This window comes from Rhodococcus sp. MEB041, assembly GCF_030208955.1.
GTDB lineage: Bacteria > Actinomycetota > Actinomycetes > Mycobacteriales > Mycobacteriaceae > Rhodococcoides.
This window is the reverse complement of sequence record NZ_JARVSZ010000010.1, coordinates 33195-55596: the sequence shown is the minus strand read 5'-3', so window position 1 is coordinate 55596 and position 22402 is coordinate 33195. Positions and strand designations below refer to the sequence as shown.

At 68.3% G+C, this 22402-nt stretch carries 18 protein-coding genes; 15 read left to right on the top strand and 3 right to left on the bottom strand.

Annotated features, from left to right (window positions below; translation table 11 throughout):
• Positions 1-5 precede the first annotated feature (5 nt).
• The 3 genes from wzt to QRN16_RS20595 are packed head-to-tail and all read left to right on the top strand — an operon-like array spanning position 6 to position 2556.
• Complete coding sequence (wzt, locus tag QRN16_RS20605; RefSeq protein WP_027506559.1) at positions 6-830, top strand: galactan export ABC transporter ATP-binding subunit Wzt/RfbE; 825 nt, start codon at positions 6-8, stop codon at positions 828-830.
• The gene (gene glfT1 / locus QRN16_RS20600) at positions 823-1710 is read left to right on the top strand and encodes a galactofuranosyltransferase GlfT1 (protein WP_222641201.1); all 888 of its coding nucleotides are present in this window, start codon (positions 823-825) and stop codon (positions 1708-1710) included. The genes wzt and glfT1 overlap by 8 nt, the downstream gene beginning before the upstream one ends.
• A gap of 39 nt (positions 1711-1749) precedes the next feature.
• Complete coding sequence (locus tag QRN16_RS20595; RefSeq protein ID WP_027506557.1) at positions 1750-2556, top strand: class I SAM-dependent methyltransferase; 807 nt, start codon at positions 1750-1752, stop codon at positions 2554-2556.
• Here the strand turns inward: QRN16_RS20595 and QRN16_RS20590 are convergent.
• On the bottom strand, positions 2549-4423 hold the full coding sequence (locus tag QRN16_RS20590) for a glycosyltransferase (RefSeq protein WP_056443146.1): 1875 nt from the start codon (positions 4421-4423) through the stop codon (positions 2549-2551). The genes QRN16_RS20595 and QRN16_RS20590 overlap by 8 nt on opposite strands.
• 153 nt (positions 4424-4576) lie before the next feature.
• Here QRN16_RS20590 and QRN16_RS20585 point away from each other — a divergent pair, with 153 nt between their 5' ends.
• The 5 genes from QRN16_RS20585 to QRN16_RS20565 are packed head-to-tail and all read left to right on the top strand — an operon-like array spanning position 4577 to position 10209.
• Positions 4577-6823: a hypothetical protein gene (locus QRN16_RS20585; RefSeq protein WP_285189602.1), complete on the top strand. Its 2247-nt coding sequence runs from the start codon at positions 4577-4579 to the stop codon at positions 6821-6823.
• Positions 6824-6861: 38 nt separating this feature from the next.
• The gene (locus QRN16_RS20580; protein WP_285189717.1) at positions 6862-7887 is read left to right on the top strand and encodes a glycosyltransferase; all 1026 of its coding nucleotides are present in this window, start codon (positions 6862-6864) and stop codon (positions 7885-7887) included.
• Entirely contained in the window at positions 7884-8825 is a 942-nt protein-coding gene (locus QRN16_RS20575) for an NAD-dependent epimerase/dehydratase family protein (RefSeq protein WP_285189600.1), read from the top strand. Before QRN16_RS20580 ends, QRN16_RS20575 begins: the two co-directional genes overlap by 4 nt.
• Before the next feature lie 60 nt (positions 8826-8885).
• Positions 8886-9359, top strand: coding sequence for a GtrA family protein (locus QRN16_RS20570; protein ID WP_231476428.1), 474 nt, complete (start codon positions 8886-8888; stop codon positions 9357-9359).
• A gap of 1 nt (position 9360) precedes the next feature.
• Positions 9361-10209 (top strand): glycosyltransferase family 2 protein, encoded by an 849-nt coding sequence (locus QRN16_RS20565; protein ID WP_027506551.1) that lies wholly within the window; start codon positions 9361-9363, stop codon positions 10207-10209.
• Here the strand turns inward: QRN16_RS20565 and rfbB are convergent, their stop codons facing one another.
• On the bottom strand, positions 10210-11214 hold the full coding sequence (gene rfbB / locus QRN16_RS20560) for a dTDP-glucose 4,6-dehydratase (RefSeq protein WP_285189596.1): 1005 nt from the start codon (positions 11212-11214) through the stop codon (positions 10210-10212).
• Positions 11215-11271: 57 nt separating this feature from the next.
• Here rfbB and rfbA point away from each other — a divergent pair, with 57 nt between their 5' ends.
• Together rfbA and QRN16_RS20550 are read left to right on the top strand one after the other, a co-directional pair.
• A complete protein-coding gene (rfbA, locus tag QRN16_RS20555; protein WP_027507342.1) occupies positions 11272-12147 on the top strand; it encodes a glucose-1-phosphate thymidylyltransferase RfbA in 876 nt (291 codons plus the stop codon).
• Entirely contained in the window at positions 12144-12701 is a 558-nt protein-coding gene (locus tag QRN16_RS20550; RefSeq protein ID WP_222641408.1) for a dTDP-4-dehydrorhamnose 3,5-epimerase family protein, read from the top strand. The genes rfbA and QRN16_RS20550 overlap by 4 nt, the downstream gene beginning before the upstream one ends.
• A gap of 52 nt (positions 12702-12753) precedes the next feature.
• Here QRN16_RS20550 and QRN16_RS20545 read toward each other — a convergent pair whose 3' ends face one another.
• Complete coding sequence (locus QRN16_RS20545; protein ID WP_285189590.1) at positions 12754-13215, bottom strand: GtrA family protein; 462 nt, start codon at positions 13213-13215, stop codon at positions 12754-12756.
• 47 nt (positions 13216-13262) lie between these two features.
• Here QRN16_RS20545 and dprE1 point away from each other — a divergent pair, with 47 nt between their 5' ends.
• Genes dprE1 through QRN16_RS20520 form a run of 5 tightly spaced genes read left to right on the top strand, consistent with a single transcriptional unit; the run spans position 13263 to position 22357 of the window.
• Positions 13263-14669 (top strand): decaprenylphosphoryl-beta-D-ribose oxidase, encoded by a 1407-nt coding sequence (dprE1, locus tag QRN16_RS20540; protein ID WP_056443121.1) that lies wholly within the window; start codon positions 13263-13265, stop codon positions 14667-14669.
• Complete coding sequence (gene dprE2 / locus QRN16_RS20535; protein ID WP_027507284.1) at positions 14666-15430, top strand: decaprenylphospho-beta-D-erythro-pentofuranosid-2-ulose 2-reductase; 765 nt, start codon at positions 14666-14668, stop codon at positions 15428-15430. Before dprE1 ends, dprE2 begins: the two co-directional genes overlap by 4 nt.
• A gap of 8 nt (positions 15431-15438) precedes the next feature.
• The gene (locus QRN16_RS20530) at positions 15439-17328 is read left to right on the top strand and encodes a galactan 5-O-arabinofuranosyltransferase (RefSeq protein WP_285189585.1); all 1890 of its coding nucleotides are present in this window, start codon (positions 15439-15441) and stop codon (positions 17326-17328) included.
• Entirely contained in the window at positions 17325-19040 is a 1716-nt protein-coding gene (locus tag QRN16_RS20525) for a 6-pyruvoyl-tetrahydropterin synthase-related protein (RefSeq protein WP_285189583.1), read from the top strand. The genes QRN16_RS20530 and QRN16_RS20525 overlap by 4 nt, the downstream gene beginning before the upstream one ends.
• Positions 19041-19087: 47 nt before the next feature.
• Complete coding sequence (locus QRN16_RS20520) at positions 19088-22357, top strand: arabinosyltransferase domain-containing protein (protein ID WP_502944031.1); 3270 nt, start codon at positions 19088-19090, stop codon at positions 22355-22357.
• Positions 22358-22402: the final 45 nt, after the last annotated feature.

Here is a 22402-nt window from a genome sequence, read left to right as displayed (position 1 = left end):
CACACATGACAGTCAGCATCGAGACGCACGGCGCGTGCGTCGACTTCCCCATCTTCGACGCCAAGACCCGGTCGCTGAAGAAGGCGTTCCTCGGCAAGGCCGGCGGCACCATCGGACGCAACAGCAGTGACGTCGTCGTCGTGGAGGCGCTGCGCGACATCACGCTCTCACTGAAGGAGGGCGACCGCGTCGGACTGGTCGGCCACAACGGTGCGGGCAAGTCGACGCTCCTACGCCTGCTGGCGGGCATCTACGAACCCACCCGAGGCAGTGCCGTCGTGCGGGGTCGCGTCGCGCCGGTCTTCGACCTGGGCGTCGGCATGGACCCGGAGATCTCCGGCTACGAGAACATCATCATCCGCGGCCTGTTCCTCGGCCAGACACGCAAGCAGATGATGTCGAAGATCGACGAGATCGCCGACTTCACCGAGCTCGGCGAGTACCTCGACATGCCGCTGCGCACCTACTCGACGGGCATGCGGGTGCGCATCGCCATGGGCGTCGTCACGAGCATCGACCCCGAGATCCTGCTGCTCGACGAGGGCATCGGCGCTGTCGACGCCGAGTTCATGAAGAAGGCGCGCACTCGTCTGCAGAAGCTCGTGCAGCGCTCGGGCATCCTCGTCTTCGCCTCGCACTCCAACGAGTTCCTCGCCCAGCTCTGCGATTCGGCGATGTGGATCGATCACGGCCACGTGCGGCAGCAGGGCGGCATCGAGGAGGTCGTGCGGTCGTACGAGGGCGACGACGCGGGAGACCACGTCGCGCACGTCATTCGTGAGCTGGAGGCCGCGGATCGTGACCAGGCCGATCACGACCCGCATGCCTGAGTTCATCGTCGGCGTGGTGGTCACCCACCGGCGCCGCGAGCTACTGGCCCAGTCCCTCGCCGTCCTGACGTCGCAGACCCGTCCGCTCGACCATCTGATCGTGGTGGACAACGCGAACGAGACCGCGGTCCGCGAGCTCGTCGAGAGCGCGGCCGTGCCGACCACCTACCTCGGGAGCAAGCACAACCTCGGCGGGGCGGGCGGCTTCGCGCTGGGGATGCTGCACGCGCTGTCCCTCGGTGCCGAGCGGGTGTGGCTAGCCGACGACGACGGCAGGCCGGAGGGGCCGGACGTCCTCGCCACGCTCCTCGACTGCGCGGTGCGACACGGCCTCGACGAGGTCTCCCCCGTCGTGTGCGACATCGACGATCCCGATCACCTCGCGTTCCCGCTGCGACGCGGCACCGCGTGGCGACGCTGGCGGTCCGAACTCGGTGACGACGAGTTGTTGCCGTCCTACGCGTCGTTGTTCAACGGTGCGCTGTTCTCGGCCGCTGCGATCGACGCCGTCGGTGTCCCCGACCTCCGGCTCTTCGTCCGCGGCGACGAGGTCGAGATCCACCGTCGCCTCACACGCTCGGGGCTGGCTTTCGGCACGTGCCTGCAGACCGCGTACCTGCATCCGAACGGCGCCGACGAGTTCAAGCCGATCCTCGGCGGCCGGATGCACACGCAGTATCCTGACGACGCCACCAAGCGCTACTTCACCTACCGCAACCGCGGATACCTGATGGCTCAACCCGGCATGCGCAAGCTTCTCCCGCAGGAATGGGTGCGCTTCGGGTGGTACTTCGTGGTCACACGACGGGACCTCCGCGGCCTGCGCGAGTGGTTGCGTCTGCGCAAGCTCGGCCGGGATGAGTACTTCCGCAAACCCTGAACTACGGTATGTCCCCATGACGAGTGGACGGTGCGGGTGATGCGGTGGAGCCGACGCGTCAGAGCCTCGGCGCGGGGCAAGGTCGTGCAGGCAGTCCAGGACGCCGTGGCACCCGAGGCCGACCGTCGTCACAGTGAGTTGATTGACCTGATCACGGGTCAGGCGAAGACGATCGCCGACCTCCAGGAATCCATCACCACGCTGGAGTTCCGGATGCGCCGCGACATCCCGTTCGCCTCGGACCTCGAGGCCACCGCCTCGAGTGCCGACTTCGTGGAGGACCACCTCCCGCGGACGCCGTCGTTCACCCGTCCCGACCTCACGTTGCGCCACGCCCTGGGTGCGGTGTCCATCGACGGCATGGCACTCGAGTTCGGGGTCGCCACCGGGACCACGCTGGCGATCATCGTCGACGAGTGGCGCCGCGCCGCCAACGTCGGAGTCATCGCCGGCTTCGACACCTTCGAGGGCCTGCCGGAGGACTGGCGCACCGGCTTCGAGGCCGGGACCTTCGCTCAGGACGCTCTACCGGACGTTCCGGGAGCGCACCTGGTGAAGGGCATGTTCCAGCAGACCCTCGGGCCGTTCCTGTCGAAGAACCGCGGCCCGGTCGCGTTCCTGCACCTCGACGCCGACCTGTACTCGTCGACCGACTTCGTCCTGCGACGTCTCGAGTCACGACTGGTGCCGGGCACCGTCATCGTGTTCGACGAGTTCTTCAACTTCCCCGGCTGGGCCCTGCACGAGTACAAGGCGTGGACCGAGTTCGTCCACCGCACCGGGGTGACGTTCGAGTACCTCGCCTACACGTCCAACAACGAGCAGGTGGCGGTCCGGCTCACCTGACCGATTCGGTGGTCGGAGCGTCGGCGTCGATCCCGTAGAGCCGGGCCCAGTTCTCGCGTGCGATGAGATCGGCACCGGCCGCACGGTACTGCTCCTGCAGAGCAGGAGCCTCCCGCCGCAGACGCCGCATCACCTTGACGGCACGCACCATCAGCGCGACCCCACGTGCTTTGTCCCGCTTGCGGATTCGAACACCGCCCTGCGATGCGTCGGTGACCACGACATGATCGAACCTGGCGATGTGCCACCAGTGGGCGTCCTCGCGCGTGACGCCGACGAGACCGCCGATCGTGCGTCCGAGGAACTGGTCGACACCGCGCTTGGCCAACACCGCTCGCATCGCGCTCGGCTCCCCGCCCGCTCGCGACACCCGCACCTCCGCGGAGGGCACCGGCGCAGTGGCCGCCGGGTGCATGATCGTCTCCGGGTACTCCTTGCGGTCGGCTCGGATACGAGCCATCGCCGCCATGCCGCCGTCGGACAGATGGTCCGGCCCCGACAGCCAGTCCTCGATACCCTTCAAGGTGGTGTGGGCGAGGCCGTACTGCATTCCGACGACGTACTCGGCGATGTGCCGCAGGAACATTCGCGACAACACCGTCGTGTTCAGGTCGCTGTGCAGAGACCCGACGATCAGCGAGTTGCGCGTGCTGAAGTACCGCGCCCAGTCGTCGAAATCCTTCCAGTAGAAGTCGGCGTGCCACACCGCCGCGTTGGGCAGCGTGACGGTCGGGAAGCCGGCACGGCCGGCGCGCACGCCGTACTCCACGTCGTCCCACTGGAAGAACATGGGAAGCGGGAGACCGATCTCCTCGACGACCTCGGACGGGATCAGGCACGTCCACCAGGCGTTGTAGCCGGCGTCGACCCGGCGCTCCTGGTTCTTCTTGATCATGCTCTTGTTGGACAACGCCTTTCCGACGGTGCGACCGTGCTGCAGGTGCAGGAAGTCCACCTCCTCCGCGCCGACGTTGAGGTAGTCGGGATTGAGCAGGAACAGCATCTGCGCACCGACCAGGGTCGGCTGCGCCGTGACGTTGGCGAAGGCGCTCAGACGCAGCACCGTCTCCGGCTCACACAGGATGTCGTCGTCCATGAGGATGACGTCGACACCACTCCGAGACGCGGTCACCTCGTACAGTCCACGCGTGAAACCGCCCGCACCACCGAGATTGGGCTGCCGGAGGTACACCAGGGTGTCGCCCATCCGCGCCCGCGCATCGGCGAACTCCGGCTGATCCTGCACGAGGTCGGTGCCCTGATCCACGACGTGCACGGTGTCGATCAGCGACAACACCACGTCGTCGGACGCCAGTGCGGCCACCGTGTGCGCACAGTCGATGGCGCGGTTGAACGTGCAGATGGCAATGGCCACCGGACGTCTCGACACCGTGGTGGCGTGGGTCCACTCGAGGCCGTCGACGACGGCGGACTCGCCGAACGTCTCGAACTCCAGCCAGAGGGCACCCCCGTCGACGAACTTGTCGAGCGGAGCCTCGAATGTCAGCACGGCGTCGCTCCGCGTCTCCTGCACCGACACGATGCGGCGGTGACCGGCGATGTCCGAGGCCAGCAGTCGCACTCGGACACGGCCGCTCGTCGCGATGCGCAGAGACGCCGTGACCGCGCCGACCGTGGTCCACCGCTGCCAGTAGGACGCCGCGAAGCGCCCGAAGTACGTGTTGGTGTGAGCGAAGGAGTTCTTCGCGAGCGTCATGTCGTGGCGCCTGCGATCCCCGCTGCCCTTCTCGATCTGCACGTACAGATCGGGATTCACTCTGGTGGAGGGGCCGAGGAAGACGCCTCGCTGGAGGACCAACCTGTCGTGGCCGCTGTGCGGAATCGTCGCGGGCGCGGTCGACTGCATCGGTTGTCCAACTCCTGACAGTAGAGACAGGCGTGCTCGTCGCACCCCGTAACAAATGAGACCGGTCTGTGACCTACGATAACAACCGGGAGGGTTCCGTCGCGTCCATGACACTTGCGGGGAACGACGTGTCGGTCAGGAAGCGAGGACGGTGTGACACACACGCCTGTCGTGACCTCGGTCGAGACGTCCCGTCGAGAGCGCTGGTCCTGGGGTCTCGGCTCCGGTGTGGTGGTGGTGCTGGGATTCGTCGCGATCCTCGTGAGCGACCATCGCTTCTTCTACCTCGACGACACCGAGTCCGGCGCGGTGGGCAACTGGCTGGCTCTGGGCCGCCTGCTGCGTGAAGGGCAGTTCCTCCCCCTCGTCACCACCCAGTGGATGGCCGGCAACTACCCGGTCGAGGGCCAGGGTGGGCTCTGGAATCCCGTGCAGATGATCGTCAACCTCATCTCACCGTCGGTGGACGACCTGGCACTGCTCGCTGCCGTCGTCAAGATCTTCTTCGCCGTGGTGCTGGCGATCGGCGTCTACCGCGTGGCTCTCGAGTACGGATCCAGGCCCTCCTGGGCGGCGGTCGCTGCGACTGCCACGCCGTTCGCGGGATTCACCCTCTTCTTCGAGCAGCCGTCCTGGGTGACGTCGCTGATCGGCATGGCCTGGGTGATCAATGCCTGGGCGAGTGCCGTGCGCTATGCCCGCGGCACCTCCGGTCCGCTACCGGTCTTCGCGTTTCTCTACCTCGCCATCAGCGTGGGGTACGTCCACGCGGCCCTCATGGCCGGAGTCGCCGCGGGCGCGGTGATGATCGGCGAGTACCTGCGTGCGCGCGTCCCGATGCCGGTGATCCGACTCGGGGCCGTATCGATCGCCGCCGCCCTGTGCGGCGCCGTCACGTTCCTCCCCGGCGTCCTCACCTCGGGCGTCACCTGGCGCTCGGGCGCCGAGGGAACCCTCAACGACAACTTCCTCGTGGTCCCCTGGTCGGAGACCTTCAGCGCGAGCCTGCCGTCGGCGGTGACCAGCATGGAGTCGTGGAGTGGCGAGACCACCATGGCCCCGGTCACCTACATCGCCTGGTTCCTCGTCCCGGCTGTGGCATTCGTCGACTGGCGCCGTGTGCCGACGGTCGTGCGCGAACTGTCCGGTCCCCTCATCGTTCTCGGCGCCCTGCTCCTGTACACCGCGGGGCCGTCCGACATCGGGCCGATCCGTTGGCCCGGACGACTGCTGCCCTTCGTCGCTGCCGCCCTGCTCATCATCGCCGCAGTTCTGCTGAGCCGTTTCGGAACCCTGCGCTCTCTGCGCGGCCGACTGACCGCCGCCGGCGTCATCACGGGCGTCCTGCTGATCCGCGCGCTGTCGTCCGGACCGCAACTGGCCGGCCGACACCTGCTGTCCGTCCTCTTCGTCGTCGTTCTCGGCGGGCTCGTCGTCGCCGTCTTCCGCGCGCGCAGGGCGACCGCCGCCACCGCGCTGCTCATGGTGTCTGTCATTCCCGTCGCGCTGTACCAGATCCACAACTACCGGCCCGTTCTGAGCGAGTGGAACTTCCCGTCGTCCCAGCAGGAGGCGCGTGCGGAGTTCCCGGACTGGACCGGGACCACGCTGCAACTGGGCGATCGGGCACTGTCCGACAGATCGCCCGAGGACGCCACGGATCGCTGGCGTGCGCAGGTGTACGGCAACTACGCCAAGGTGCTCGACCTGAACTACGTCAGCGCCTACACGCCGGTCGGCCACCAGGCGTTCTCGGAACTGTTGTGCGTCGCCTACGAGGGCACCACCTGCCCCGATGCGTACCGCAACGTGTTCCGTCCCGACGTCTACACCGGGCGGACCACGGCGGATCTGATGTTGCTCGACCGCGTCGTCGTCCAGAAGGCGCAGTACCCGATGTGGCGGCAGCTTCCGGTTCCTCCCGGATGGCGCTGGGTCGACGTCCCACGACCGCAGTCCGACCAGGTCGCCGTCCTCGAACGGGTCGACGGGCCGGTGTCGACGCAGGAGGGCACCGTGTCCGCGACGGTGAACGCCGACGTCGAGCCGGTGCGCTCGAGCGACGTCGACGAGAGCCTGCGGGTGAGCTCCGCCGCCGGCGGCAGCGTGGTCTTCGCCAGGCTCGCCTGGCCCGGATACACGGCCACGCTGAACGGACAGCCGTTGCAGACCAAGGGGCTGGGCGACACCTTCCTCTACGTCGACCTGCCCCCGGGTACCACCGACGCCGATCTCGAGCTGACTTTCCGCCCGCCCGGGTTTCGGCTCGGACTGGCTGCCATGGGCGCTGGAATCGTCGTTCTGCTGGGCCTCGTCGTGCTCGACGTCCGACGACGGTTCTCCGCGCGACCGCAGTCGTCGGCCGCTCGCTCGTCGGCAAACGGCCCCTCTGCGTTATAGGGTCGGCTCTCGTGACTGACGATCAGCTTCCGCACCGGATCTCGGTCATCGTTCCCGTCTACCAGGGTGAGAGGACCCTCGGCCCGTTGACCGACGAGATCGAGACCCTCACCCGGCCGTTTCTGACCCCCGGTCGCCGACTCGCGGTGGTCGAGGAGGTCCTGTTGGTGTTCGACCACGGCCCGGACGGATCCGCGGCCGTCATCCGAGACCTGGCGGACCGTCACTCGTTCGTCCGCGGAATCTGGCTCAGTCGCAACTTCGGGCAGCACCCCGCGACGCTCGCGGGCATGGCCTCGAGTGGCGGCGAGTGGATCGTCACGATGGACGAGGACGGGCAGCACGATCCCGCCGACATCGGCGGACTTCTCGACACCGCACTCGACGAGCAGGCCTCGGTCGTCTACGCCCGCGGTACCAACGCCGCCCCGCACGGACTGTGGCGCAACGCGACGAGCAAGGGTTCGAAGTGGCTCATCGCCAAGGCGTTGGCCGGTGAGAACACCGTGCAGTACAGCAGCTTCCGCATGGTCGTGGGCGAGGTCGGACGGTCGGTGGCCGCCTACGCCGGATCCGAGGCGTACCTCGACGTCGCACTCGGGTGGATCGCCGGCAGTGTGACCACCAGCCCGGTGACGCTGCGCGAGGAACAGGGACGGCGTTCCGGCTACAACCTGCGGACCCTGCTGTCCCACTTCTGGCGCATGGTTCTCTCCAGCGGCACCAAGGGTTTGCGTCTGGTCAGCGTGCTGGGGGTGGTGTTCGCCGTTCTCGGTCTCGTCCTGGTCGCCTATCTCCTCGTCGTGTACACGTTCTTCGACCCGGACACCGAGGTCCGCGGCTGGGCGTCCACCATGGTCGTCCTGCTGTTCGGATTCGGGGCCACCCTGTTCTCTCTCGGCGTCGTCGCCGAGTACGTCGGCGTCAACGTGAAGACCGCGATGGGAAAGCCTCCCTATCTGATCGTGGGCGATCCGGCTGCCGGGCCACTGGGTCGGGCCGACCGGGTGTCCCCGAGCCCGGGCGCCGAGAACCGGGACGCCGATAACCCCGACCTCTCGTGACGACGTTGTCCTGGGTCGTCGGGAGTGGTGGACTTCTCGGCTCGGCCGTCTCCGCCGAACTCGCCCGTCGTGGGCACCGGGTGGTGACCGAGACGATCCCGTGGCTCGACGAGAACGCGGCGCGCACCGTGATCACCTCTCGCGCGCGAGCGGTGGCCACCTCCGACGCACGTCGCGTCAATGTCGTGTGGTGTGCGGGCGCAGGCGTCAACGGCACGCCGCGCGCAGCCTTCGACCGGGAGAACGACCTGTTCGCGCACGCGTTGGCACAGCTCGAGTCGTATGCGGTCCCGAGGCCGGAGCCTGTCACCGTCTTCCATGCGTCGTCCGCCGGTGGGGTCTACGCGGGCACGCCCGACGCACCGCACGACGAGTCGAGCGCGGTCGCGCCGCTGGGCGAGTACGGCCACGCGAAGCTACGCGCCGAGCAGAGAGCGGTGGACTTCGGTCGACGCACCGATGCGTCGGTGGTGGTCGGCCGCTTCGCCAACCTGTACGGACCGGGACAGAACCTGTCGAAGCCGCAGGGACTCATCTCCCACCTGTGCCGCGGGTACCTACTGGCATCACCCATCTCGATCTATGTGCCCATCGACACCCTGCGCGACTACCTCTACATCTCCGATGCGGCAGAGATGGTGGCGGACGCCCTGGACGTCGCCGCGCGGGAGCGCACGGAGCCCGTCACCAAGATCTTCGCCTCGGGCAATGCCGTCACCATCGGCGCCATTCTCGGCGCGTGCAGGTCCGTCTTCCGTCGGCGACCGCTCGTCGTCCAGGCCGCCTCCCCGTTATCCTCGCTCCAGGGCCGTGACCTGCGTCTTCGATCCACCGTCTGGCCCGAGATCGATCGCAGGACTCACCGCACGCTGCCCGCCGGCATCGCCTCGACGCTGGAGTCCATCCGGTCCTCGCTCCTCGCCGGCCACCGCGGGTGACGAGCCCGGAGCGGGTCCGCGAGTTTGTGCCACGGTGAACGCTGCTGAGACACTGCCGTGGTGACCGCCGATCAACCTGCCGACGACGACCGTGTCGTCGTGGACGCGCAGCCGGTCGGCCCGCTCCTCCGCCTGATGGGCAACCAAGGACTCGTCTTTCTCCTGGTGGGCGGCTTCAACACGGTGCTCGGCACCGTCTGGTTCATCGTCTGGCAGCTCGCGATCGGTGACACGCTCGGCTATCACGCCGCGATCGTGCTCGGCTACCTGTGCAACGTGCTGACTGCCTTCTGCACGAATCGCTACCTGGTCTTCCGGGTGCGGGGACACGTGCTTCGCGACTTCTGGCGGTTCGTCGTGGTCAACTCCGGGGCCTTCGCGGTGAACCTCGCCGCGATGACCGTCGCCGTCTCGGTACTCGGATTCGCACCCATCCCGTCCCAGCTGGTCATCACCTTGCTCACCGCCTGCATCAGCTTCTTCGGCTACCGCGACTTCTCGTTCAAGCGCTCGTCCTCGGTGAAAGGTTCCTGACATGGCACCCCGCGTGTCGATCGTGGTCCCGGCGTACAACAACGCCGACTTCATCGGCGAGACCATCGAGTCGATCCTGAGTCAGACCTACCGAGACTTCGAGCTGGTGATCGCCGATCACGCGTCGACCGACTCCACCCTCGACGTCATCGCCCGCTACGACGACGATCGCATCCGCGTCGAGCACACCGAGGCCGGCGGCGGCGCGAAACGCAACTGGGACAGAGTGAGTCGACTGGCCACGGGCGAACTGATCAAACTCGTGTGCGGCGACGACACGATCACCGAGACGTCGATCGCCGACCAGGTCGCCGCGTTCGACGCGCACCCGTCGGCCGTCCTGGTGGCGTCGCAACGCACGCTCGTCGACGCCGCCGGCAAGACCATCATCGCCACGCGTGGACTGGGAAAGTTGTCCGGCCTCGTCGACGGACGCACGGCCGCACGCACCGCGGTGCTCGCCGGCTCCAACATCTTCGGTGAGCCGGGATGCGTCCTGATGCGACGAGACGCCCTCGCCGACATCGGCTGGTGGGACAACGACCACCCGTTCCTCATCGATCAGGCGACCTTCACGGAGGTCGCACTCAAGGGTGACGTGGTGGCCATCCGCTCGTCGCTCGCGGCGTTCCGCATCAATGCCGGGCAGTGGAGCGTGCGCCTGGCGCGGGAACAGGCGGGGCAGGCCGCGGGATTCCATCGGAAACTGCGCGCGGCCTACCCGGACCTGCTGTCCGAGAACGACGTTCGTATCGGTAATGCTCGCGCGCTCGTGACGTCGTTCCTGCGCCGCGCGGTGTACGTGCTGCTGCGGCGGCGCATCACGCACCAGCCGCCGGAACCCGTCTGATCAGAGCGTCCGTTCGCCGGCCGATGCATAGGCCGCTTCGGTCGCAGCTTTCCGGGGCGCCCACCAGGATTCGTTGTCGCGGTACCAGTCGATGGTGGCGGCGAGTCCGCTGCGGAAGTCGGAGTAGCGGGGTGCCCAGCCGAGCTCGGTGCGCAGGCGGGTGCTGTCGATGGCGTAGCGCAGGTCGTGGCCGGGGCGGTCGGTGACGAAGTCGAAGTCGCTCTTGTCGTGGCCGCAGAGTTCGAGGATGGTCTCGACGACGGTGCGGTTGTCGACTTCGCCGTCGGCGCCGATGAGGTAGGTCTGCCCGAGGGCGCCCTTGTCGATGATGGTCCAGACGGCGGTGTTGTGGTCGTCGACGTGGATCCAGTCGCGGACGTTGAGTCCGGCGCCGTAGAGCTTGGGGCGGATACCGGTCAGGACACCGGTGATCTGGCGGGGGATGAACTTCTCGACGTGCTGATAGGGCCCGTAGTTGTTGGAGCAGTTCGAGATCGTCGCGCGGACGCCGAAGGACCGGGCCCAGGCGCGCACGAGCAGGTCGCTGGAGGCTTTGGTGGAGGAGTACGGCGAGGACGGGTTGTACGGGGTGGTCTCGGTGAACCGCGCGGGGTCGTCCAGCTCGAGATCGCCGTAGACCTCGTCGGTGCTGATGTGGTGGTAGCGCACGTCGTGGGTGCGGACTGCCTGGAGCAGGGTGGTGGTGCCGACGATGTTGGTGTGCACGAACGGCCAGGGGTCGCCGAGGGAGTTGTCGTTGTGGGATTCGGCGGCGAAGTGGACGACGAGGTCGGTGTCGGCGACCAGGCGGTCGACGAGGGCGGTGTCGGTGATGTCGCCCTGGACGAAGGTGATGCGGTCGGCGACGGGGTCGAGGGAGGCTCGGTTGCCGGCGTAGGTGAGGGCGTCGAGGACGGTGATCTCGATGTCGGGGCGGGTGCGGGCGGTCAGGTGCACGAAGTTCGCGCCGATGAACCCGGCGCCGCCGGTCACGAGCATTCTCATGGGCGGCACTTTACGTGGGAGAGCGGCGCGAAGCGCAGTCTGAAAGACTCGACCATCATGCGAGGAATCATTCTGGCCGGTGGCACGGGGTCGCGGCTGCATCCGATCACTCAGGGCGTGAGCAAGCAGTTGGTGCCCGTCTACGACAAGCCGATGATCTACTACCCGCTGACCACGCTGATGCTCGCCGGGATCCGCGACATCCTGATCATCACCACCGCGCAGGACGCCGAGCAGTTCCAGCGGCTGCTCGGTGACGGCTCCCAGTTCGGCATCTCGCTGACCTACAAGGTGCAACACGAACCCAACGGCCTCGCGCAGGCGTTCGTGCTGGGTGCCGAGCACATCGGCACCGAGGGCGCCGCGCTGGTGCTGGGGGACAACATCTTCTACGGCCCCGGCCTGGGAACGCAGCTGAGCCGGTTCGGGGACATCGACGGCGGCGCGGTGTTCGCCTACGAGGTCTCCGACCCCACCGCGTACGGGGTCATCGAATTCGACGAGAGCGGCACCGCCCTCTCCTTGGAGGAGAAGCCGACGCACCCGCGGTCGAACTACGCGGTGCCGGGGCTGTACTTCTACGACAACGACGTCATCGCCATCGCCCGCGACCTCGCCCCCTCCGCTCGCGGGGAGTACGAGATCACCGACGTCAACCGCCACTACCTCGAGGCGGGGACCCTGCAGGTGCAGGTGCTGCCGCGTGGGACCGCGTGGCTCGACACCGGCACCTTCGAATCGCTCCTCGACGCCTCCAACTACGTGCGCACCATCGAACAGCGCCAAGGCCTCAAGATCGGCGCCCCCGAGGAGGTGGCGTGGCGACGCGGGTTCATCACCGACGACGACCTGCGCGCCCGCGCGCAGACACTGCTCAAGTCCGGATACGGGGCATACCTGCTGGACCTGCTCGAGAGAGGACACCGACCGTGAGCTTCCGCGAACTGCGCGTCCCCGGGGCGTTCGAATTCACTCCCCGCCAGTTCGGCGACGACCGCGGGGTGTTCTTCGAATGGCACAAGGACTCCGCCTTCACCGCCGCCGTCGGGCACCCCCTGGAACTGCTGCAGGCCAACTGCTCGGTCTCCGCCGCCGGTGTGCTTCGCGGGATTCACGTCACCGTCGACCCACCCGGGCAGGCCAAGTACGTCACCTGCACCCGCGGCGCGTTCCTCGACGTCGTGGTCGACCTTCGCAAGGACTCACCGACGTACGGCACCTGGGACTCGGTGCTCATCGACGACGTCGACCGCCGCGCGGTGTACCTGCCCGTCGGGCTGGGTCACGCGATCCTCTCCCTCGAGGACCACTCCACGGTGATGTACCTGTGCAGCCTCGAGTACACCCCCGGAGCGGACCGCGACATCCACCCGCTCGACCCCGACCTCGCCATCGACTGGCCCACCCACGGCCGCGACGGCACGCCCCTGACCTACCAACTCTCCGACAAGGACGCCGCGGCACCCGCCTTCAAGGACTGGGCCTAGCCCCCGTGCGCCTTTTACGTATCGCTGGATGCGCACAAGGCGCACGGGCGCGTCAGCGCAGCTTGAAGATCACCGCTCGCTGGACCACGAAGTTGATCACCGTCGCGGTGCCCTGCGCGATGACGAACGCCGCGGCGCTGTAGAGGATCGTCTCGGGCCACAGGTGCCCGAACAGCGTGTACAGCACGTTCTGGACACCGAACGTCGCCGCGTACAGGACGACGACGGCCACGAACCGCGCCCGCGACGGCGGTGCCGCGAACGTCCAGCGCCGGTTGATCAGGTACGCGACGGTGGTGCCCACGACGAATCCCGCCGCCTTGGCCAGCGAGAGCTGCACGTCCAGGCCGTACTGCAGCGCGATGGTGATGGAGAAGTCGACGACGGCCGACAGCACCCCGGTGACGAGGAACCGGACAACCTGGGTCCGCAGATCCAGCGCGTCGTCGGCGGTGTTCTCCGTGACGGGGATCTCGACGGGCAGAGGAAGGCGCTGGTGATCGTCTGATGACACAGAGCGTCAGCGTACTGGCCCTCTCACTGCCTGTAACCTGACGAACGATGTCCATCACCGAATTGCCACCCACCAGTGCGCGCACCCTCACCGGGTGGGCACGTACCTCGCCCACCACGGCGCAGGTGCTGACCACGTCCGATCCCGAGATCGTGGCCGCCGCCGTCCTCCGGGTCGCGGAGCAGAACGAGAGCAAGCCGTCCCATCTGCGGCGCGGCGTCATCGCCCGCGGACTCGGCCGTTCGTACGGTGACAACGCGCAGAACGGCGGCGGGCTCGTTGTCGACATGAGCGCACTGAACCGCATCCACTCGATGGACGCGGAGACGCACATCGTCGATGTGGACGGTGGAGTGAGTCTGGACCAGCTGATGCGTGCGGCACTGCCGTTCGGGTTGTGGGTTCCCGTGCTCCCCGGCACTCGTCAGGTGACCATCGGCGGCGCCATCGGGTGTGACATCCACGGCAAGAACCATCACAGCGCCGGCAGCTTCGGCAATCACGTGCGCTCGATGGAGCTGCTGCTCGCGGACGGCACCGTCCGCCACATCACGCCCGACGGCGACGACGCGCCGCTGTTCTGGGCCACGGTGGGCGGCAACGGCCTGACCGGCATCATCCTGCGGGCGACCATCGAGATGACGCCGACCGAGACCGCGTACTTCATCGCCGACGGCGACGTGACGGCGAGCCTCGACGAGACCATCGCGATCCACAGCGACGGCAGCGAGAGCCGGTACGACTACTCGAGCGCCTGGTTCGACGCCATCTCGGGTCCGCCGAAGCTGGGACGTGCGGCGCTGTCGCGCGGATCGCTCGCGACCCTGGACCAGCTGCCGGCGAAGCTGCAGAAGGATCCGCTGCGCTTCAGCGCGAAGCCGCTGCTGACCTTCCCCGACGTGTTCCCCAACGGCCTCGCGAACAAGTACACGTTCGGACCCATCGGCGAGCTCTGGTACCGCAAGTCGGGTACCTACCGCGGCAAGGTGCAGAACCTGACGCAGTTCTATCACCCGCTCGACATGTTCGGGGAGTGGAACAGGGCCTACGGCCCGGCCGGATTCCTGCAGTACCAGTTCGTGGTGCCGCCGCAGGCCGTCGGCGAGTTCAAGAAGATCATCCACGACATCCAGCGCTCGGGGCACTACTCGTTCCTCAACGTCTTCAAGCTCTTCGGGCCGGGAAACCAAGCGCCACTGAGCTTCCCGATCGAGGGCTGGAACGTCTGCGTCGACTTCCCGATCAAGGAGGGTCTCGGCGCGTTCGTCGCGGACCTCGACCGGCGGGTGCTCGAGTTCGGCGGACGGCTCTACACAGCCAAGGACTCCCGGACGTCCGCGGACACGTTCCACGCGATGTACCCGCGCATCGACGAGTGGATCGCCGTTCGGCGATCCGTCGACCCCACAGGCGTCTTCGCCTCGGATATGGCCAGAAGGTTGGAACTGCTGTGACGATCGATGCTGTGGGCGACCCGCAGACCATTCTCGTACTGGGTGGCACGAGCGAAATCGGCCTCGCGATCACCGAGGAGTACCTCTCGACGTCGTCGGCTCGCGTGATTCTCGCGGCGCTGCCCAACGATCCCCTGCGTGACGCGGCCGTCGCTCAGCTGACGGCCAAGGGCGCCAAGTCCGTGGAGGTCATCGACTTCGACGCGCTCGACACAGCGTCGCACCCGAAGGTCATCGATGAGGCCTGGTCGAAGGGCGACGTCGACGTCGCGATCGTGGCGTTCGCGGTGGACTTCGATCCGGAACTGCTGTGGCAGGACCAGAACAAGGCCGTGCTCACGGCCAACATCAACTACACCGCGTCGGTGTCGGTGGGTGTGCTCCTCGGCGAGAAGATGAAGGCGCAGGCCTTCGGCCGCATCATCGTCATGTCCTCCGTCGCGGGCGAGCGCGTGCGGCGCTCCAACTTCGTCTACGGCTCCACCAAGGCCGGACTCGACGGGTTCTACCTCGGTCTCGGGGAAGCCCTGCGCGAGTTCGGTCCTCGCGTCACCGTCATCCGTCCGGGCATGGTGCGCACCAAGTTCAGCGCGCACGTCAAGGAAGCACCGCTGACGGTGGACAAGGAGGACATCGCCAAGCTGGCCGTGTCCGCGTCCCGCAAGGGCAAGGATCTGGTGTGGGCTCCGGGGCCCTTCCGCTTCGTCATGATGGCGCTGCGGCACGTCCCGCGTCCGATCTTCCGCAAACTCCCCATCTGAGCAGGGCCATGCCGAACAGAGTCATGCGGACGGCTCTGAGTACCAGCGCAGAGGCCGTCGCCGCGGCAGTCGTCGCGGCCGCGGTGGCGGCGGTCGGTCTGTACGCTTTCTCCCTGGTGCAGTGGCCGGCATTCAACTCCTCCAACGTGACTCGCGCCGTCGCGACGGTCGGGCAGGTGGCTGCTCTCGCCGTGCTGGCCGCGTCGGTGGTGATGCTCCGGCTGCGCCGCTCCCCCCGTGTCGCGACCCTGCTGTCGTGGATCGGCCTCTCCGGATTCGTCACCGTCACACTCGGCATGCCGCTGGCCGCCACGAAGCTGTACCTGTTCGGCATCTCGGTGGATCAGGAGTTCCGCACCGAGTACCTCACTCGCCTCACCGACTCGCCGGCACTGGCCGACATGACCTACGCCGACCTCCCGCCGTACTATCCCGCGGGCTGGTTCTGGGTCGGCGGCCGGGTAGCGAACGCCCTCGGCATGGCCGGGTGGGAGGCCTACAAGCCCTACGCCATCGCGTCCCTCGCCGTCGCCGCCGTGGTCTCGCTCGTGCTGTGGCGCAGTCTCGTTTGGGCGGACCTGGCAGTACTGGCCGCGCTCGGCGTGACGGCCCTGATGCTGGCCTACGGTTCACCCGAGGCCTACGGCGCCACGATCGCAGTCATGATCCCGCCCGTGCTGATCCTGGCGTGGGGTGCACTCCATCGCCCGGGGTCGACGCGCGGCGCAGGATGGGGAGCCGTCGTCGGCGCCGGCCTGTTCCTCGGTGTCGCCGCGACGGTCTACACCCTCTATCTCGGTATCGCGGCCTTCACCGTCGTGCTCATGGCGGTGGTCGCGGCGGTGCTGCGCTATCGGGAGAACCGTTCCCTCGCAGTGCTGCTCGACCCGGCACTTCGCCTCGTCGTCATCGCAGGCATCTCCGGGCTGCTCGCGCTCACCGTCTGGGCGCCGTACCTGCTCGCGTCGCTGACGGGCAGCACGGCGGAGAACGGTACCGCTCTGCACTACCTGCCGGAGTCCGGGTCCGAGCTGCCCTTCCCGATGGCGCAGTTCACCCTCACGGGCGCCCTGTGCCTCGTCGGCACTCTGTGGATCGTGGTGCGAGTCCGTGATTCTCGCCGTGCGCAGGCCCTGGGTCTCGGCGTCGTCGCCGTCTACGGGTGGTGCCTGCTGTCGATGCTCGCCACCGTCGCGGGTACCACCCTGCTCGGCTTCCGACTCGAGGCGGTGCTGGTGCTGATCCTCGGCGCCGCGGGCGTGTTCGGCTTCGTGGAGGGCGCTCGGGCGCTGTACCTGGTGGCGAGTGAGTCGCCCCGGGTCCGAACCGTCTCCGTCGCGGTCGGAATCGTCGGCGCCGTCGCCTTCGCCCAGGACATCCCCCACGTCCTGCAGAACGAGATCACGGTGGCGTACACGGACACCGACGGCGACGGAGTCCGTGCCGATCAGAGACCACCGAGCGCCGTGTCGTACTACGGCGAGGTCGACGCGGCACTCCAGGAGGCGCGGCCCGGTCCGCGGACCGACACGGTGTTGCTCACCTCGGACACGACGTTCCTCGCGTACCACCCGTATTTCGGGTTCCAGGGGCTGACGTCGCACTACGCGAACCCGCTCGCCGAGTTCGCCGCCCGCGCCGACGCCATCGAGTCGTGGAGCGATCTGCGCAGCAGCGACGAGCTGATCGCCGCCCTCGATGCCCTGCCGTGGCGCGCCCCCGACGCGTTCCTCTTCCGCCGCGGCGCCGACGGTTACACGTTGCGTCTCGCGGAGGACGTGTACCCCAACGATCCGAACGTGCGCCGCTACACCGTCTCCTACCCCGAGTCGCTGTTCGACGACCCTCGGTTCGAGATCCGCGAGATCGGTCCGTTCGTCCTCGTCGTGCGCACGTGACCGCCCGCCGGGCGGACCTCCTCGCTGCCACCGTCTACACGCTGCTGTCCGTGCTGGTGCTGCACAACCAGTGGCAGCACCTGCAGTCGCAGTACCTCCGTTTCAGCGGCCAGGACCAGACCATGTGGGAGTGGTTCTTCGCCGTGACCGCCCGCTCGGTCACCCATTTCGACAACCCGTTCTTCTCCGACCTGCAGAACGCGCCCGACGGCGTGAACATGATGGCCAACACCGCGATGCTCGGCCTGTCGGTACCTCTGACACCGATCACTCTGGCTTTCGGACCGGCGGCCACGTTCACCCTCGCCCTGACGCTCGGGCTGGCGACCACCGCTTACGGGTGGTACTTCCTGTTCTCCCGCACCGTGATCCGGTCACGTGCGGCCGCGGGTCTCGGCGGGCTCCTCTGCGGGTTCGCGCCGGGCATGATCTCGCACGCCAACGCCCACCCCAACTTCGTCGTGCTGGGAGTCCTGCCGTTCATCCTGTATCTACTCGTCCGCATCGCCGACGCGGAGAACACTCGCCGTCGCCGTCACGCCGTCGTCCTGGGTCTCCTGGTGGCGTGGCAGGTGATGCTCGGCGAGGAGCCGCTCCTCGTCTTCGCGGTCGCCGTCGCCCTGTTCACGGTGCTGTACTGGGTGTTCCGGCCGCGCCGGTTCGTCCCCATGGTCCGGCACGCGGCCCTGCCCGTGCTGGGTGCCGCACTGCTGACAACGGTGCTCGTCGCGGTACCCCTGTGGTGGCAGTTCCGCGGGCGACAGCACTACAGCTACCTCGACCACAATCTGCCCGGGAACGATCTGGTGTCACTCGTCCGGTTCCCGCCCCAGTCGCTCTGGGGTGCAGCGTTTCCGATGGACGACGTCGCCCTGAACCCCACCGAGCAGAACGCGTACTTCGGCATCCCGCTGCTGCTTCTCGTCGTGGTCTCCGCCGTGGTGCCGCGCCGCCGTCCGATCGCGGTGGCCGCCTTCGTGTCGATCCTGATCCTCGGCGTCGCCTCACTGGGCGTCGCCCTCGTGGTCGACGGGACGGAGACCGGCATCGCCCTGCCCGGCGAGTACCTCGACCGGATCCCGCTCCTGCAGTCCGTCCTCGAGACCCGGTTCGTACTGGCCGCGGTGCCGGCCATGGCGCTGCTGATCGCGATGGTCACCGATCACGTCCTGACCGCACCCGCGTCGCGCCGCGTCGCCGTGGTGTGGACGGGCGCTCTCGCCGTCGCACTCGTCCCCCTCGCACCGACACCGCTGACGACGGCCGACCGGGGAGAGACCCCGTCGTTCCTGGCGGACGGGACGTGGCGCGAGTACGTCGACACCGACGACCCGGGATCGATCGTCACCGTGCCGGTCCCGAATCCCGGCACCGCCGCAGCGCTGCGCTGGCAGGTGGACACCGGGCTCGAGTACCGCATCGCCGGTGGCTACTTCGTCGGACCGAGCGGACAACCGGACGGGGAGGCGAAGTACGGCGCGATCGATCGACCCACCGCGAAGCTGCTCGGCACCGCGGGACGCACCGGCATCGTCCCGACACTGAACGACGATCAGCGACGCACGGCGCGAGAGGACCTCGCGTTCTGGGATGCCGACGTGGTGATGCTGCCCCCGACCGAGAACCAGGACGCACTGCGCGACACCGTCGACGATCTGCTGGGTCGCACCGCCACCGAGATCGACGGCACGTACGTGTGGGACGTCCGCTGACGGTCGCGGATTCTGGCGGGGCGGGTCTCGTCGCCTAGCATCGTGGCGTGCCGACAACCGCCGAGACGACGACCGAACCACCGGCCCCGGCGTCGAGACCGAGTCGATTCGCCTTCGGGAAGGCCGGAGGCCGGTCGGGACAGTTCGCCACCACGCGCATCGTCGCGATCGTCACGGGTCTGCTCGGCACACTTCTGGCGATCCTCACTCCGCTCCTGCCCGTCGAGCAGGACGCCGCGTCCGTCACCTGGCCGCAGGACGGCTCGTTCACCAGCGTCGAGACGCCCCTCGTCTCGTACAACCCGCTCTCGCTGTCGGCCACCGTCCCGTGTTCCGTTCTCGCCGACGCCGCGCCGGGCAGCCTGGTGCTGTCCACCGTCGCGCCGCAGTCAGCGGACGCCCGGCGCGTGGGCCTCGTGGTCACACGGACCGACGCCGGCGACGTCACCGTCGTGCTGCGCGACCAACTGCTGCTCTCGGTGCCCGCGGACACCGTGGCCGGCTGCGATGCGCTCACTCTCAGCTCGACGCCGGAGAGCACCACCGCGGCGGTCGGCGATCTCACCGGCACCGCCCCGAGCGACGTGCGACCCCAGACCGTCGGGGTGTTCAGCGACCTGACCGGATCCGCACCGGCCGACATGTCGGTACGCATCGACGTGGACTCCCGGTTCTCCTCCTCACCCTCGACGCTGAAACTGCTCGCGATCGTGCTGGGGTCGCTCCTGGTCATCGCGTCGCTGGTCGCACTGCACCGGCTCGACGACGCCGACGGCCGGCGCGCACGGCGGTTCTTCCCCCGGCACTGGCTCCGGGTCACCGGCGTGGATGCCGTGGTCGTGGGGACGCTGCTGCTGTGGCACGTCATCGGCGCCAACACCTCGGACGACGGATATCTGCTCAACATGGCGCGGGTCTCCGAGCACTCGGGATACATGGCCAACTACTACCGGTGGTTCGGCGTGCCCGAGGCGCCCTTCGGCATGCCGTACTACGACATGCTGGCCGCACTGGCCAAGGTGTCGACCGCCAGCCCGTGGATGCGCCTGCCCGCGCTGATCGCGGCCGTCCTGTGCTGGCTCGTCATCTCTCGGGAGGTCATCCCGCGCCTCGGTCGCGCGGTGCGCACCCGACCGGTGGCCGTGTGGACGGCCGGTCTGGTCTTCCTGGCCTTCTGGCTGCCCTACGACAACGGCCTGCGTCCCGAGCCGATCATCGCGCTCGGCGCTCTGCTCACCTGGTGCTCCATCGAGCGCGCGGTCTCCACCGGGCGCCTGCTGCCCGCGGCCGTGGCCGTGGTGATCGCCGCCTTCTCCCTCGCTGCCGGACCCACCGGCCTCATCGCGATCGCCGCGCTGCTGGCCGGCGCGCGCCCGGTCATCCAGATCGTCGTCCGCCGGCGCCACGCCGTCGGACTGCCCGCGCTGCTGGCCCCGATCCTCGCGGCGGGCACCGTGGTGCTGTTCGCCGTGTTCGCCGACCAGACCGTCGCCTCCGTCCTCGAGGCCACCCGTGTCCGATCCGCGGTCGGACCCAACGTGAAGTGGTTCGACGAGCGGTACCGCTGGGACGCTCTGCTCAACATCTCGCCCGACGGATCGCTCGCCCGCCGCTTCGCCGTCTTCGCGATGCTGCTGTGCCTCGTGACCTGTCTCGTCGTGATGCTGCGCCGCGGCGGCCGGATCCCGGGAACGTCGACCGGTCCGTCCCGCCGCATCCTCGGCATCGTCGCCGGAGCCCTCGCCCTCATGATGTTCACGCCGACCAAGTGGACGCACCACTTCGGCGTCTACGCCGGGCTCGCAGGGTCTCTCGCCGCGCTCGCCGCCATCGCCGTGATGTCGGCGACGGAGCGTTCACCGCGCAACCGGACTCTGTTCACGGCCGCCGTCCTGTTCCTCACCGCGCTGGCGTTCACCGGGTCCAACGGGTGGTGGTACGTCTCGAGCTACGGCGTGCCGTGGTTCGACAAGCCCCCGTCCATCGCCGGCAAGGGCTTCGCGACGCTGCTGCTCGGGCTCACCGTGCTGACGCTGGCGTACGCCGCATGGCAACACTTCCGCGCTCCCTACGTCGGCGCCGAGCCGGCGCGGACCCGGCGTTTCAGCGGGGCCTCGCTCACCGTCGTGGCCGGCCTCGTGGTGCTGTTCGAGGTGTTGTCCCTGCTGAAGGGCGCGGTGTCGCAGTACCCCGCGTACTCGGTGGCCCGGTCCAACGTGAACTCGATCCTCGGTCAATCGTGTGGCCTGGCACGCGACGTCCTGGTGGAGACCGATCCGAACGCCTCGATGCTGCAGCCGCTGAACCCGGAGCCGGGCGCCGACCCGCTCGCCGGGACCGACAGCGTCGGCTTCACCCCGAACGGCGTCGCCGGCGATCTGAGCGCCGATCGCGAGAGGTCGGGTGCGACAGGCGGAGCCAACTCGGTCGACCCCTCGGACACCGATCAGCAGGCCACCGCGAACAGCGCGGGCACCGGGGGCGGCACCACCGCCGGCACCGGCGTCAACGGCTCGCGGATCGCGCTGCCGTTCGGGCTGGACCCCGCGACCACGCCGGTGCTCGGCAGCTTCGGCTCCGGTGACGCCGCACCGGCGAGCCTCACGTCCGGCTGGTACGCGCTGCCCGACGCCGCGCAGCGAGACTTCCTGTCCGTCACTGCGGCGGGTCGTATCCGCTCGGTCGACACCGACGGCATCGTCACCCCGGGGCAGAGCCTCGAGGTGGAGTACGCCACGGTCGGGGCGGACGGTGCCGAGGAGATCCTCGGACGCGTCGCGCCCATCGACATCGGCCCGCAACCGTCGTGGCGCAACCTACGGGTCCCCCTCGACCAGGTCCCGCCGACCGCGAACGCGGTGCGACTCGTCGCCTCCGACGAGGATCTGGCGGGCGACCAGTGGCTCGCCGTCACCCCGCCGCGCGCACCGCGGACCACCGTTCTCAACGACGTCGTCGGGTCCACCGACCCGGTGCTGCTGGACTGGTCCGTCGGACTCGCGTTCCCGTGCCAGCGGCCATTCGACCACCGCTACGGAGTCGCCGAACTGCCGGAGTGGCGCATCCTGCCCGACCGCAACGGTGCCGAGTCGACCAACGCCTGGCAGGACTCCGTCGGCGGCGGCCCTCTGGGCTGGACCGGACTGGTCCTGCGCGCGGAGACGGTACCGACCTACCTGGCGGACGACCTCCGTCGCGACTGGGGATCCCTCGAGCGCTATCTGCCCCTCGACCCGGACGCGGTAGCCGTCGAACCCGACGTAACCACGTCGTCGCGTTCGGGCATCTGGTCGCCCGGACACATCAAGTACCAGTAAGTAACCAGCGAGTGCAGCAACCGGATCACGGTCGCATAACATCGG

Bases quoted from the DNA above. Each gene is read 5' to 3' on its own strand.
- wzt (WP_027506559.1), top strand. From the start codon at position 6: ATGACAGTCAGCATCGAGACGCACGGCGCGTGCGTCGACTTCCCCATC.
- glfT1 (WP_222641201.1), top strand. From the start codon at position 823: ATGCCTGAGTTCATCGTCGGCGTGGTGGTCACCCACCGGCGCCGCGAG.
- QRN16_RS20595 (WP_027506557.1), top strand. From the start codon at position 1,750: ATGCGGTGGAGCCGACGCGTCAGAGCCTCGGCGCGGGGCAAGGTCGTG.
- QRN16_RS20590 (WP_056443146.1), bottom strand. From the start codon at position 4,423: ATGCAGTCGACCGCGCCCGCGACGATTCCGCACAGCGGCCACGACAGG.
- QRN16_RS20565 (WP_027506551.1), top strand. From the start codon at position 9,361: ATGGCACCCCGCGTGTCGATCGTGGTCCCGGCGTACAACAACGCCGAC.
- rfbB (WP_285189596.1), bottom strand. From the start codon at position 11,214: ATGAGAATGCTCGTGACCGGCGGCGCCGGGTTCATCGGCGCGAACTTC.
- rfbA (WP_027507342.1), top strand. From the start codon at position 11,272: ATGCGAGGAATCATTCTGGCCGGTGGCACGGGGTCGCGGCTGCATCCG.
- dprE1 (WP_056443121.1), top strand. From the start codon at position 13,263: ATGTCCATCACCGAATTGCCACCCACCAGTGCGCGCACCCTCACCGGG.
- QRN16_RS20530 (WP_285189585.1), top strand. From the start codon at position 15,439: ATGCCGAACAGAGTCATGCGGACGGCTCTGAGTACCAGCGCAGAGGCC.